Annotated in this window: 10 protein-coding genes; 2 read left to right on the top strand and 8 right to left on the bottom strand. The window is 45.7% G+C overall.

Annotated elements, in window-relative coordinates; all coding sequences use genetic code 11:
• Window positions 1-160 precede the first annotated feature (160 nt).
• A complete protein-coding gene (locus tag HP548_RS29695) occupies window positions 161-742 on the bottom strand; it encodes a TetR/AcrR family transcriptional regulator (protein WP_076291486.1) in 582 nt (193 codons plus the stop codon).
• Window positions 743-1,099: 357 nt separating this feature from the next.
• Here HP548_RS29695 and HP548_RS29690 point away from each other — a divergent pair, with 357 nt between their 5' ends.
• Entirely contained in the window at window positions 1,100-2,320 is a 1,221-nt protein-coding gene (locus HP548_RS29690) for an MGDG synthase family glycosyltransferase (protein WP_175384016.1), read from the top strand.
• A gap of 277 nt (window positions 2,321-2,597) precedes the next feature.
• Here the strand turns inward: HP548_RS29690 and HP548_RS29685 are convergent, their stop codons facing one another.
• Window positions 2,598-3,455: a cell wall hydrolase gene (locus HP548_RS29685; RefSeq protein ID WP_099855806.1), complete on the bottom strand. Its 858-nt coding sequence runs from the start codon at window positions 3,453-3,455 to the stop codon at window positions 2,598-2,600.
• A gap of 130 nt (window positions 3,456-3,585) precedes the next feature.
• Window positions 3,586-4,194 carry an RNA 2',3'-cyclic phosphodiesterase gene (gene thpR / locus HP548_RS29680; RefSeq protein WP_175383678.1) on the bottom strand — a complete coding sequence of 203 codons (609 nt, stop codon included), beginning with the start codon at window positions 4,192-4,194 and terminating at the stop codon, window positions 3,586-3,588.
• 189 nt (window positions 4,195-4,383) lie between these two features.
• On the opposite strand from thpR, the gene HP548_RS29675 reads away from it, so the two are divergent.
• Window positions 4,384-5,340 carry a D-2-hydroxyacid dehydrogenase gene (locus tag HP548_RS29675; RefSeq protein ID WP_076291482.1) on the top strand — a complete coding sequence of 319 codons (957 nt, stop codon included), beginning with the start codon at window positions 4,384-4,386 and terminating at the stop codon, window positions 5,338-5,340.
• 136 nt (window positions 5,341-5,476) lie between these two features.
• Here HP548_RS29675 and HP548_RS29670 read toward each other — a convergent pair whose 3' ends face one another.
• From HP548_RS29670 to htpG, 5 genes are all read right to left on the bottom strand, one after another.
• The gene (locus tag HP548_RS29670; RefSeq protein WP_246318268.1) at window positions 5,477-6,451 is read right to left on the bottom strand and encodes a TRM11 family SAM-dependent methyltransferase; all 975 of its coding nucleotides are present in this window, start codon (window positions 6,449-6,451) and stop codon (window positions 5,477-5,479) included.
• Window positions 6,452-6,495: 44 nt separating this feature from the next.
• Window positions 6,496-8,208 (bottom strand): methyl-accepting chemotaxis protein, encoded by a 1,713-nt coding sequence (locus tag HP548_RS29665; RefSeq protein ID WP_175383677.1) that lies wholly within the window; start codon window positions 8,206-8,208, stop codon window positions 6,496-6,498.
• Between the two features lie 361 nt (window positions 8,209-8,569).
• Window positions 8,570-9,565 carry an MsnO8 family LLM class oxidoreductase gene (locus HP548_RS29660; RefSeq protein WP_246318267.1) on the bottom strand — a complete coding sequence of 332 codons (996 nt, stop codon included), beginning with the start codon at window positions 9,563-9,565 and terminating at the stop codon, window positions 8,570-8,572.
• 30 nt (window positions 9,566-9,595) lie between these two features.
• Window positions 9,596-11,011: a deoxyguanosinetriphosphate triphosphohydrolase family protein gene (locus HP548_RS29655; protein ID WP_175383675.1), complete on the bottom strand. Its 1,416-nt coding sequence runs from the start codon at window positions 11,009-11,011 to the stop codon at window positions 9,596-9,598.
• Between the two features lie 578 nt (window positions 11,012-11,589).
• On the bottom strand, window positions 11,590-13,470 hold the full coding sequence (htpG, locus tag HP548_RS29650) for a molecular chaperone HtpG (protein WP_175383674.1): 1,881 nt from the start codon (window positions 13,468-13,470) through the stop codon (window positions 11,590-11,592).
• Between the last annotated feature and the right edge of the window lie 755 nt (window positions 13,471-14,225).

Raw genomic sequence — 14,225 nt, 5'->3', positions numbered from 1 at the left:
ATGAAATTAATTTGACGCGTTTCGGAAATTTACCGAAACACGAAGTGACTACTTTCCTCAAACGGTCACTTTAGAGCAAAAAAACAAACCTGTCTCTCGACAAGCCCTCACTGCCTTCAATCGTATGACTAACCCATATTATAGTAATAATAAATTCGGGTTACGTTGCTGCAGCAATTCCTTCCATTAAGAAAAGGCGAAAGTAATTCTTGATTTCCTCTTTGCTCAGCGGCTCGTGTTGCTTGCTCCAGTCTGAGGTGAGGGCAATGTACAAACGAATCATCATAAAGGAAACTACCTGTGGATCACAATCACGAATCTCTCCGTTGTCTCTTGCCTTCTCAAGCTCCCGTGCCAGAAAATCGGAGATAACTTTCTCCACTTTCTCCAAACCTTCCTTGGCCTGAAGAGTTCCAAAATCCTTAAGCTCCTGGGACAATTTAACCAGCAAATCGTGATCACGACGAAACTCTAGCAATGAATCAAGCACACGAAACAGATTATCAAAAAAAGCACTTTCCTGATGAACTTCACGATGAGCAATGTTTTTCATTTCCTGGATTACTTCCACCAAAATCTGATCAAACAATTGTTCCTTATTCGTAAAGAACGTGTAGATCGTTCCCTTGCCAACATTCGCAATCTTCGCTACCTGATCCATCGTGGTTGCCTTGTATCCAAACATGGCAAAAGACTGCGCGGCTGCATGAATGACCTGCTGTCTCCTGTCAATCGGAGCCATCATATCCCTCCTCGTTTTCGTTGATCGTCCTCTTTAAATGACCAGAAATACAATTCGGTCATTCGGTCAAAACCAAGATTACCACTCTCCTCATCAGATTGCAACCCTAACATTAAAAAATTGTGTTAATTTTTTTTAACCGAAATGCAGTGGAAACTGCTTCTATCGTCGTCTATAGTGTATGATGACTCCAACAACACGGATAAAGACGAAGTTTTGATGTATCAGAACATTAACTATAGTGTAAATATGTAACGAATGAACATGATTTTCCGCTTCGCTGTATATTCATGTAGTAATGCAACGTGCGGTATGACTGTGAATGTTAAATTTAAATTGATGAATAAAGGTGAACTCATGCGAAAACCAAGAGTGCTCTTGTTATCCGAAGGTTTCGGCACCGGTCACACCCAGGCCGCCCATGCGCTCGCAAGCGGCATTAAGAAAGTCAGTCCACATGTGCATAGTCGGGTTATTGAGCTCGGCAAATTTTTAAATCCAACCATGGCTCCGCTTATTCTGTCTGCATACCGCAAGACACTAACCGTTCAGCCCAAGCTGGTCAGTCTGCTGTATCGGACACAATATAACAAATCACTAAACGGATTTACCAAACTGGCCTTGCATCGGATTTTCTATACACAGACGGCTCAGGTCGTATCCCAATTGAAACCCGATGCCGTGATCTGTACTCATCCATTTCCGAATGCGGTCATCTCACGACTGAAACGTCAGGGACTTAATATTCCACTTTATACACTGGTCACAGACTACGACGTACATGCAACGTGGATTAATCCCGAGGTCAACAAATATTTGGTATCCACACCACAAGTTAAGGCTCTGCTTGAGATCAGGGGTGTTGAACCCTCTCGCATCCAAATCACCGGTATTCCTGTTCATCCTGACTTCTGGGAAGCAGGAGACAAGGTAAGCCTCCGACAGGAAATGGGGCTTCAGAACATACCCACTGCTCTGCTAATGGGTGGCGGATGGGGACTTTCCTTTGATGAAGAGCATATGAAGACCCTCACGTCATGGGCGGATCGGGTACAGCTGCTTTTCTGTCTGGGAAGCAATGAGAAAATGATTGCCAAGCTGAAGGAAATGTCCTGCTTCCAACATCCGAATATACGCATTCTTGGGTATACTCGTGAGGTCAGCAAACTGATGGACGTATCCGATGTGCTCATTACGAAACCAGGTGGCATGACTTGTACAGAAGCATTGGCTAAAGGCTTGCCGATGTTATTCGTACCTCCATTGCCGGGACAGGAAGAAGAGAACTGTGAATATTTTGTACAAGCCGGATACGGTCAAATCATTCACTCTGCTGACGTTATTACCAATCGCTTCAGGCATTTGTGTGAGCAGATCTATGCACCACGTGAAGCTGAAAGCCAGCTGAAAGCAGTCCACAAACCAGGGAACAGAAACACCTACGATCCAACGTGTTGTGCCCAGGCTGTCCATGATTTATTGTTCCCGGCTACAGCGGAAGTCACATCGGCGCCCAAGGAGCGCTTCACAGCCGGAATCGGGGCAACTTCGCTGTCAGGTACCAGAATTCCATTCTAGCAGCTCTATGACCCCTTCTAGTCGTTCTACGAAGGTATTTCATCTCTTAAAGACATGCACAAAGAAGGTTCCCCTCCATTAATCCGGAAGAGAACCTTCTTTTATTTCAATCTTATCTCCGTATGATTTGCTGCAAAAAAGGGTAATTTAAATAACAAACTCTCATCGCCAATAAAGTTAAAAACGACGAAATAAAACTGCATTACAGGGCTTTTCAAGGTCTATGTAGCGAATACATAGTTAACTACCCTGCCTGTTTGCAGAATTTACTGGTCAATTACTTGTAAAAAGTATGATGCCCGATCGTTTTTACTTTTTTCTGGGAGCGAGCCACTGTCAGATCGTCCGCAAGCGTCAATGACAAGAAATAATACGTATCATCGGCGACTTCCTTTTTCCCATTCAACGCTGCATTAACTGCCTTGATACTGTCCTCATTAGGAGTAACACGTTTCAAGCGCCCGTTCGCTACAGGACTGAATTGAGATTTCTGGTAGATTACTTTGTAAATGGTATCGGGAAAATTGGCTGACCGCAGCCGGTTTAAGACAACATTGGCAACTGCCACTTTGCCTTCGTACGGTTCACCTTCCGCCTCTGCCATGACAATTTTTTGCAGCAGAAGCAGCTCTTTATCGGACACACTGTATGACCAGGTTGCAAGTTTCGAGTCTTCCTGGTTCAGGAGTTTGGTCCGTGTAAAGTAAAGTTTTTGGGGGGGAGTCGTAATTGCAGCTACCGCTTTGGCATGCTCTATCTTGGCCAATTTCAGAGCAGCCTCTTTCTTTGCTTTGGCCGCTGCTGCAGCTCTGGCCGCATGTTTAGCCTTGGCTTCTTTCTGTTCCTGCTCTTCCTGGGCAGCCGTCAGCCAGTTCTTGGCCGGGAGCGAATTGGTCCAGTTATCAGTCTGTGTAGACGCATCAGAAGATAGACTTGTCCCGTCTTGCATCATACGCCTGTCTCCGCTAAAAGAATTTTCACTATTTTCTGCAGATGCCGCAAGTTCGGTCATCTGTTTGCTATCACTTGCCTCATTCCATTTTCCAGTCGCCTGAACGACGTTAGCCCCCACTATACATACAAGCAGCACAGATAACATCGGTGCCACCCAACGATTCTTGCTTATAATATCCATTCGAAGATTCCTCCTGTCGAAACAATTCCCTAAACTAAGTAACCACAAAAAAAGAATTTGAATAACGATGGCTAATATTACATAGGGAATAACGTTATGTCAATGTGATTTTATGTCATATCAATGAGTTTCAGGAAAAAGAAAACGTATCCACGACCTCATACATCGGCGCCTGACCTGGCTGTGTCACATAAAGCACAAAATCTTGGACCATCCAAGAATTAACACCTAAAAATTGCCCTGGAAGCACTCCAAATATTCCTTTATCTTCATTTCCTGGGTTCTGGCCCAGAAATTTACGCGCAATCGTAATATGAGGAGAATAAGGTCTTAATTCGGCCTCAAATCCAAGGGCAGCAGTTGCGCCCACGATCTGTTTTTGCAGAAGATGAAGTTGGTCCACTTCTCCTTCAACACCTTTCCACAATACCTTTGGTGCCTCTTCCAAACCGAACGTTCCCCATCCGGATAATTGCAGTTCAAACGGCTGGAACCCGACCGTTGCCAAACGTAGCGCTTTCCGCAGATGTCCAATGTCACTAACAAGGGTATCCCCCAGAAATTGCAATGTAATATGATAATCCCGGTAGTCCGTCCATTTGCGAAAATCAAGCTTTCCTTGCACCTGTTCCGCAGATATCCGAAGTGAATTCTGAATATGTGCCGGCACCCGGAGTGCAATAAACAATCGTTCCCGTCGGGATGGAAGATCCGTATGTGAATGTGAATAGTTATTCATGGTATACACCTCTTCTAGAGTTCGTTTTATTATTTCACAGTCGTCTCTATGGTTTCAAGCTGGTTAAGTATAGAGTGACACAATTTTTGGGATTTGCACATGAGGCTGTATTCCTGCCTTTTACGCACATCGCCTTCTTTTCTGCTAAACTAATACCACAACTTATTTCAATTCAGGAGGCCACTAACTATGGGTAAAATTGTATGTTTTCCATCCTTGTCGACAAAGCAGCAACAACGTATTCTGGATGCAGCACCAGGTTATACACTTACGGTTGGCAAAGCCAAAGAGATTGACACATCAGAGTTAAAAGAAGCCGAAATTGTCTTAGGCTGGTCTCCTCTGGTAACCGAACATGCACTGAAAGAAAACAGCCCTTTAAAATGGGTTCAAGTCTGGTCCGCAGGTGTGGACAACCTTCCTTTCTCAGATTTGGAACAAAAAAGCATATTGGTAACCAGTGCTAATGGCGTACACGCCATTCCCATAACCGAGATTATTCTTGGTATGATGTTGTCCCACAGCCGCTGGCTCAGACAAGCGATGCTGCACCAGCAGCAGGCAGAATGGAAATCCCCAGGCAAACCACTTCCGGAATTGCATGGCAAAACAGCGGTTATCGTCGGCGTTGGAGAGATTGGAACAGAAACCGCACGTATTCTCAAAGCACTAGGCATGAACGTCATTGGGGTTCGTCGCTCCGGAAAAGACGTTCCAAATGTAGACCAAATGTACAATATGTCCGGCTTACACGAAGCACTGGGGCAAGGCGATTACGTCATCAATATTTTGCCACTCACAGATGAAACGCATCATATCTATAATCAGTCTGCATTTGAGCATTTCAAATCCGGTTCCTGTTTCGTCAACGTGGGACGTGGCCCAAGCGTAAATACGGAAGCTCTGCTGGGTGCACTGGACAGTGGACAGGTTGCCTTTGCTGCACTTGATGTATTCGAGGAGGAACCGCTCCCCGCAGATCATCCACTATGGGGTAAGGATAACGTCTTGATTACTCCGCATATTGCAGGCAGTACAGAGCAATACACCGAGCGGGCACTTGATATTTTTGTTCAAAATTTGGAAGCATATATCGCCGGAAAAACCCTTCCGCTCAATCTGGTGAATTATAGTCATAAATACTAAAAATTCCAGATGGTCCTAGGTGAAATTGTACAAATTCATGTAAGGTAGTTTCCCTACGAAAATCAAAAACCTCCATACCGGAAAATGGATTTTTTCCGGTATGGAGGTTTTTTCTGTTATTTTCAGCGCAGCCGTTCTAAGTGCATAGCCAAATGTGACGTATAAACGTGCCTTTGCTCACCGTTCGATACTGATCAATGTTCCATCCGGCATCCAGAATGTGCCCCTCCACCCATTCGGTGGAAACGATCACTGCCCGTCCTGCAAGTCTCTTCAAACTCGTCAACATGGCAAGTTGTTCCTCATCCGGAAGAACAGAACAGAGATTATATGGCATGTCCAGAATGGCTGCATCGTAGAAACCTTCCAGATCATTCATATCCCCGAGGGTAATTCTGGTTGGATCATACCCATAATGAGGAAGATTAATGCGTGCACCCTGTACCGCCAAAGGGTTCAAATCATTTCCCTTGACCTCAATTCCCATCGACAATGCCTCAATTACAACGGTTCCCATTCCGCAGCATGGATCGAGCAACTGATGCCCCTCCACTTGCGGAATAGCAATATTGACTAACGCTCTGGCTAACGTAACACCAAGGCCTGTGGAGTAATTTTGCGGCTTCTGATGATGGGTTTGCCACGAGCGATCGGCTTCTGTCCATTGACCGAAGAGCCATTTTCCATTCACATGCATTAGTCCAAAAGTCACGTCAGGCTGTTTCATCATAGCTTTGCCTTTAATGCACATGCCCAGCTCTTTTTCCAGCAAACGAGAATGCGCATAATCCGGCATGTCATCACCCTCTTTCAAGCAGACAACCTTGAACGTTTCACGAGATGACAAGGCGACTTGTGAAGCAGCAGGTTTCAGACCTGCTACTGTATCCGCTTCGGCCATCACATCCAGTCTGCCCCGGACAAATGGACTTCTACCTGGTGGAATGCAAATATTGGAGCGTACATAGGCGTGATCTCCTGAACCAATATCTGTCCCAGGAACGAGCATCGTTTCCAATTCCAATTCACATAGGGCACGTTCATTCTCATGGCAAGCGAAGGTATATACGTAACTTCCGACAACTGAATCTTTGCTGTTTGTAGAGCTCAATATGGTAGCCGTCCTTCATGTTTCTTCTATTATAAGAAGAGGTTTTATATTTTTAATTTTTCAATGGAAGAAAGCAGATCTTCGGACAGATCTTTCAGGGTTTGAATATTGCCGCTAATCGTTTCCATTGAACTCACCTGTTCTTCGGCTGACGCTGACACTTCCTCTACACTTGCCGCGGATTCCTCGGATACTGCCGAAATTTGTTGACTGAAATCATTCATCCGTCCGCTCGCTTCCTGCATACCTTCCAGTCCATCCGTCATTGTACCAATGACTTGAACCATACCCTCTACCGACTCACTAATGGTACGGAACAGATTGCCGGAATTACGTACTTGCTGCTGCCCACGTTCTGTTTCCAGTACACCTGTTCGTAATTCCTCAACAACGCCCTGAGAATCCTTCTGGATGTCCTCCGTGATGACGGTAATCTCTTCCACAGAAGTTCGAACGGCTTCGGACAACTTCCGCACTTCTGCTGCAACAACTGCAAATCCGCGTCCACTCTCTCCTGCCCGGGCAGCTTCAATGGAAGCATTCAATGCGAGCAGGTTGGTCTGGCGCGCAATGTCATGAATGACTTGAACCAACTGCGATATATCTTCGTTTTTACGGTCCAGCTGTTCCATCTTGTTCATGGAAGAGGAAACTGCGCCAGCAATCTGTAGCATTTGGTTCACGGATTGCTCCATGGACTCGCGGCCGGTCTGTCCTTGTTTCAAAATCAGGTCTGACATCAGACGAAGCTGATTCCCCTGTTCCGAATGTTGCTGAATATTTGCGTTCAGCCCCTCGACGGTACGGGCGGATTCAACAGCCGTTTCTGCCTGACTCTCTGCCGCTTTTGCTGACTCTTCCATCGTTATGGCAATTTGGCGACTGCCGATCTTAACCTCTTCAGAGGAAATAGCCAATTCACTACTTTGGCGGTTGACGGCTTCAGCAATTCGTCTAACATTCAATACCATGGACGTCAGATTACCTTTCATGTCATTCACAGCTTTGGCAAGAACACCAACTTCGTCTTCATGTTTGGTATGTATGTCCTGGACATTCAATTGACCTTCCGCAATCAGTTTCACGGCACTGATCACCCGAAGCAGTGGTTTAACGACTTGTGAACGGATAATTGGGATCGCAATTGCTGTAATGATAATCATTACAAGAACACCAATGACGATAATGATTCGGCCATCTTGGACGGATCTGATCGTCTGAGCCGCAGAGAGATCGGACTGCTGCTGATTGTAATCCACCAGATAGTCCAGATGGACTTGCATGGCATCGAAGGAGGCGGCCCCTTTTTCGGATACTTCCTTAGCCAGTTGTTCCTGACCTTCATCACTCAGCTTGATGGATTGCGTGTTTATCTTGAGGTAAGCTTCCCACTTGCTCTTTAATGCTTCCCATTGCTCTTTTTCTTCAGCTGTCTTCTCCTGCTGATCATATATTTTAATAGCCTGGGCCGTTTCGCGAATGTATTTGGTGCGCTCTTCAGCAAGGTCCGCTTTGGCCCCTGCCTGTGCATCAAAGTGACGATAGCTCAATGACAAAATATGTTCTGTTGTATAATTCAATCGGTTAATCTGCTGGATGGAGGGCATCCAGTTATTGGTGATCAGATTCGTGTTTTTTTCCATTGAGTTCATTTGTGTAACAATCGTGACACTAAGAAGAATTAAACAGAGGATTAATAGATAGAACGCGATGCTGATACGCAGACCGATACTCTTGATCTTGAATCTGCTGAACATATGATTTCCCCCTTGTGCCCATCTTCGGCCACTCCGTATTTTAGGTGCTTTTGTCGTTGTTTTACCCTTCTTTTGGCATCTTGCAAATTACTCTTTTCTATATTATATCTATAGGAAAAGAGACGTAAAGTATTATAACATTCTTTTATTTTAGTCATGCTTTATTTTGTAAAATCTTGTGATTATTTCACATCATCTGTTGAACGGAATCGAATGATGTAAAATTCAGACTTAAATGAAGCAAAAAAGAGCTGCAGCATACGGCAAATATCCGATCTGCAGCTCTTACGATTTGAATCCATACAGATGACCGGAATGGAGCCCGCCATTCTTTGTATCATAACGGCTAGCAGCCGCCCCCTTATGCGTTCACCAGCAACTTGTAGGAGGCCAACCTTCTCTCGTAATCCGGTCCAGTTGTCACTACAAGCAGCCGATCCGTATTCAGCCTTTGGCACACCTGCTGCAACTGTTTCGAGACTTGTTCAGGTGTACCGGCATAGTGCCGTTGCACCTCATTCTCATTGGCATCGGTCATGTCATTGGTGCCGGTACTTGTGCTGACATGGTCAGACTGCGTTGAAACTTCTTTTCCAACAGCTCTGCGTCTCTCCGCCATTTCGCGGCTCCAGGACAACGCCTCTTCCTGCGTCTCCGCACACAGCACACTTACAGCAACCATAACCTCCGGCTCTTTCCTATTGGCGCTGGGGATAAAACCCTCCCGATAACGCCGCACAGCTTCCGTACCATCCGCATCACTCATGAATTGTCCGAATACATACCCCATACCGAAGCAAGCGGCAAATTCAGCACTCTTCACGTTGGTACCCAACATCCATAAGGATAATGGAAGCTCCGGAATCGGACGGGCCGTCACCGGATGTTCCTCATAAGTGTATCGATCTTCCAGTAGTTCGGTCAGTGCCGCGAGCGATTCAGGCAACTTGGACACATGCTGCAAGTAATTGCCACTCAAGGCCATCGTTGCATGGGGACCGCCCCCAGGAGCACGTCCCAAGCCTAACTCAATGCGCCCCGGGTAGAGCGCCGCCAACAGTCGGAACGACTCCGCTACCTTAAGCGGGCTATAATGTGGTAACAGTACGGCACCGGAGCCAAGCTGGATCGTGTTCGTTCGCGCGCCAATATGGGCAAGCAACACTTCCGGTGATGCTGATGCAAGTTCGTCCATGTCATGGTGCTCCGACGTCCAGTACCTTGAATAGCCCCAGGCTTCAGCATGCTGCGCAAGTGTAACGGATTGTTGTAGCGCCTGTTCTGCTGTGGCGCCGTTCAACCTTGGAACAAGGTCAAGTACGCCCAGATTGTATTTTCCACTGATGTTCGCACCCAAGCGTCTCATCTCCCTTCGTCATGCTTATCTCTAATCCAGATCGTAGATGGAACCCACCTTGAGACCGTATAGTTCATTGTATATTTTCTCGGCAAAAGCATCCGTCATCCCGGCTATATAATCAATCACCATGTGCTCCCAAGTCCAGATCGGATTCGCCTTCGCCTGATCCTTCTCATAACGTTGCAGCCAATCGGACGGAATAATGGATTTGGACGTTTCCGGGTCAAGAAAAGCATCCCACAGACGCTTAATCATCCATTCACTGCGCTTTTGCAACCTCTGCACACGCAGGTCACGAATCATGGTCACCCAGGCAAAGCTCTTAAGCACACTCACCGTACGCAGCATGTCGAGGTCCTCGGCACCTTCACGGACAAACGTCACCTTTTTCCAGTCTCCGTTATCAATAACCCCCAGGCTAGCGACAAAAAGGCTGACCCAGTAAGCCTTGACCTCACGGCGGGTACGTGAGTAATCATGCTCGCAGAATGGCATCTTTTCATTCCAGATGCGCAGGAACGAAGCGAGGACTTCTTCAACTTTTTTGCCAATCGCTTCCCTTGTCCATCCGTTCCAGAACAGATCCTCCAGTGTCGTAATCTTATCCACAATCAGTCGATTGATATGCGGATCTTGCAGGAAATGCTCGTGTACTTCGATTTTACCTGCTTTGATGCCATCTTCCAGATCATGTGCGGAATACGCAATATCGTCGCAGAGGTCCATCAGCTGCGCTTCAAGCGTTTTTTTGCCAGCAGGAATGTTCCAACGATCGCGAATCTCGCGGATATACTGCCATTCATGATAATACATGCCTTTCTTGCTCTCCGTGCCAGGATAAGGGTACTTGTTAATGCCCAGCAGCACTGCATCCGACAGGTTCAGCCCATCGATATCTTCCCGTTTTTCTAAATACATAATGAGACGGAAGTTATGCGCGTTGCCTTCAAAGTGCTCATACTTCCGCTTGAGCTCTGCACGAATTTCCGGTTCCGGTTGAGGTGATTTGGCCCCGCGATTTTTCTTCATGATTTTCTTGGCCTCTGTGTTAATGAGATCATCGAGGATGCCATCCAGCACTTCTTCCCCTTTATGCCCAAAAGGCGGGTGACCGAAATCATGCGCAATCGCGGCACACTCCACCACTTCAGAATCAATAATCAGTCCGGGGCTGTCCGCCTGGTTCAACTCCACCTCCGGGTAGCGACGCAGCAAGCTTCTTGCCGCTTCTCGTGCAATCTGCGCCACCTCCAGGGAGTGGGTCAATCGTGTGCGATAATAATCGCCCGTTCCTGCACCAAACACCTGCGATTTGCCTTGCAGCCGACGAAAGGTCGGTGAATGTATTAGTCTGGAATAGTCGCGCTCATAGGCTGCACGAGCCCCATCCAGTTTCGTTAGTTCAGGGTATTGTCTATGTTCTCTCAGATCGTTCCATTGCATGTTGATCACTCCTAGCCGACTGTCTCTATTTTGAGTGATTATACACATATTCTGCAGTTTCGAAAAGCAAAACCTGTCTGCGATTGTCATCTCTTCTCACATCAACTTGTGATGCACAGTCGTCTACTCTTATTATACCCCGCCAGACTATCATCCGTGCACCTAAATGATAATGATTAATATTGAAAGTAACTTATGACGAAAAAAAGTGCCTTATACAGTTTGCGTGGCCGTTCCGGTTACGGATCGTTCTTTTGATCGCTGTTATTCCCAAATTTCCTTGATTCCCTTTAGAAAGGGAGAAATTCGGGAATAAAGGCGAACGCTTCGCTTCTTCAGAATCGATTCCGTCCCCTTCACTACTTTCGCTGTTTGATTCACACCCAATCTAAAATGACATTACATCCCCTATAAAGGGGGACTTCAAACAAGACTTTGAGAGGCTAAAGAATACCATTAAATTGTTCATTCATTACTTCAATGATAGTCTGTCTTCCCCGTCCCCTCCGCTGTATGGGTAAAGAGATAAAAATAAAAAAACCGACAGGGCAAATGCCCTGTCGGGTGAAGAAGGTAGTTTAGACCATAACTTTGCAGATATCGTTGGTGAACTCTACCGGGTCTTGAATTGGCAGTCCTTCGATCAGCAATGCTTGATGATACAGCAAGCTTGTGTAAAGGCTTAGTTTTTCTTTATCCTGTGCGAATGCGTCTTTCAGGGATTTGAAGACATCGTGATTTACGTTGATTTCCAGCACTTTATCCGCCTGTACATTTTCGCTGTTCGGCATGGCTTTCAGGATTTTCTCCATCTCAATCGTCAGCTCACCTTCGGTGGACAAACATACCGGGTGGCTTTTCAGGCGTTTGGAAGCTTTAACAGCTTTTACTTTGCCGCCGAGCTGTGCTTGCATTGCTTCGAACAACTCTTTGTTGTCGTTGTCCTGTGCGTCCGTCTCTTCTTTATCTGCACTGTCCTCGATGCCCAGGTCACCGCTGGAGATGGATTTGAATTCTTTCTCTTTATAATTCGTGATCATCTTGATTGCAAACTCATCAATGTCGTCGGTGAAGTACAATACTTCATAACCTTTGTCGAGTACACCCTCGATCTGTGGCAGCTTCTCAATCCGTTCAATGGATTCACCGGATGCGTAGTAGATATACTTCTGATCTTCCGGCATTCTGGAAACGTACTCGTCCAGGCTAACCAGCTTCTTCTCTTTAGAAGAAGAGAACAAAAGCAAATCCTGCAGGGTATCCTTGTTCACGCCATAGTCGCTGTATACGCCATACTTCAGCTGACGGCCAAACGCTTGATAGAATTTCTCGTAATTCTCACGCTCGTCCTTGAGCAAGCTTTGCAGTTGGCTCTTGATCTTGTTCTTGATGTTCTTCGCAATCAGACTGAGCTGACGGTCATGTTGCAGCATTTCACGGGAGATGTTCAGGGACAGATCTTCCGAATCCACCATACCTTTTACAAATCCGAAGTAATCTGGCAGCAGATCACCGCATTTATCCATGATCAATACACCGTTAGAGTACAGTTCAAGCCCTTTTTCATACTCTTTTGTATAATAATCAAATGGTGTGTTCTCCGGGATAAACAGGATCGCATTGTATACCACTGCGCCATCCGCGCTGATGTGCAGATGTTTGAGCGGTTTGTCAAAACCGTAGCGTTTTTCCATATAGAAGTTGTTGTAGTCTTCTTCGGTCAGTTCGCTTTTATTTTTACGCCAGATCGGCACCATGCTGTTCACAGTTTGCTCTTCTTTGTACTCTTCGAATTCGTTCTCTGTACCCTCTTTTGCACGCTGACCAGTCACATCCATCTTGATCGGGTAGCGAATGAAGTCGGAGTATTTCTTGATGATGGATCTCAGGCGGTACTCTTCCAAAAATTCGTCATACGAATCTTCTTCCGTATTTTGTTTGATCGTCAGGACGATCTCCGTACCCACAGAATCTTTTTCGGCTGGAGAGATCGTGTACCCGTCCGCGCCTTCGGATTCCCATTTCCATGCTTCGTTGCTACCCAGCGTTTTACTCGTTACGGTGAGCTTGTCCGCCACCATAAATGCGGAGTAGAAACCAACCCCGAATTGTCCGATGATGTTGTGGCCATCTTTGGCTTCATTCTCTTTCTTGAACGCCAGTGAGCCGCTCTTCGCGATAACTCCCAGATTGTTCTCCAGCTCTTCCTGGGTCATCCCGATTCCTGTATCAGTGAGCGTAAGCGTACGGTTCTCTTTGTCGATGGTGAGCTTGATGTAGTAGTCCTCTTTGTTAAAGACGAGTGTGTCGTCCGTCAGTGCTTTGTAATATATTTTGTCAATGGCGTCACTGGAGTTGGAGATCAGTTCTCTCAAAAAGATTTCTCTTTGGGTGTAAATGGAGTTGATCATCATATCTAGCAAGCGTTTGGATTCAGCCTGGAATTCTTTTTTAGCCATGAATGGGTGTCTCCTTTCAAATTGGGGATAGAATGATTGGGTTAAATATAGAAAGTAAACCTTTGAATCCTCACATGCAGAATGTTACGTTACTAGAAAAGCCTTCAATCGCTTTGATACCTAGATTTTTTTGATTCACTCTATTCCTCATTTAAAATAAGCGCATGATTTTGTGCGGTCTAGCCGTTCCGGTTACGAATCGTTCTTTCGATCGCTGTTATCCCCTAATTTCCTTGATCTCCTTTTAACAAAAGAAATTAGGGGATAGCGTATGCTTCCGTAGCAGCTTTCCTTCAGAAAGCTTTTAGGCGAACGCTTCGCTTCTACAGAATCGATTTCGTCCCCTACACTATTGCCGCACCATTCACCAACTGATTTTAAACATTGAGATTTTAATCAATTGAAAATCTAATCTATTGATCATTCTTTCGCGTGCCAGGCTTTTTCTGGCTCATTTCACTCTCATGTCCTATTCAAGGTTAATTAAAACCATATTCAAAAACACAATCATTCCATATGTAGTCGTGTAGTAAAAATATCATTTATTAGCACTCTGATGATTGGAGTGCTAAACCCTTTCCTTTTATATAACATATGGGAAAATTGGGTGTCAATACGATGGCGGTTATTTTAACAAAATCATCGAATAACACTTCATGTTCTGCACATCTCTAACCATTTTAGCTCAATACATCATGCAACACAAAAGCCGCCTCGAACCAAAGTTCGAACCGGCTTGGAGACAGATTGTAATG

Origin of the sequence: Paenibacillus taichungensis (assembly GCF_013359905.1) — a bacterium.
Lineage (GTDB): Bacteria > Bacillota > Bacilli > Paenibacillales > Paenibacillaceae > Paenibacillus > Paenibacillus taichungensis.
Note: the sequence above shows the minus strand (reverse complement) of the source record. Positions and strands in the feature narration are given on the sequence as shown.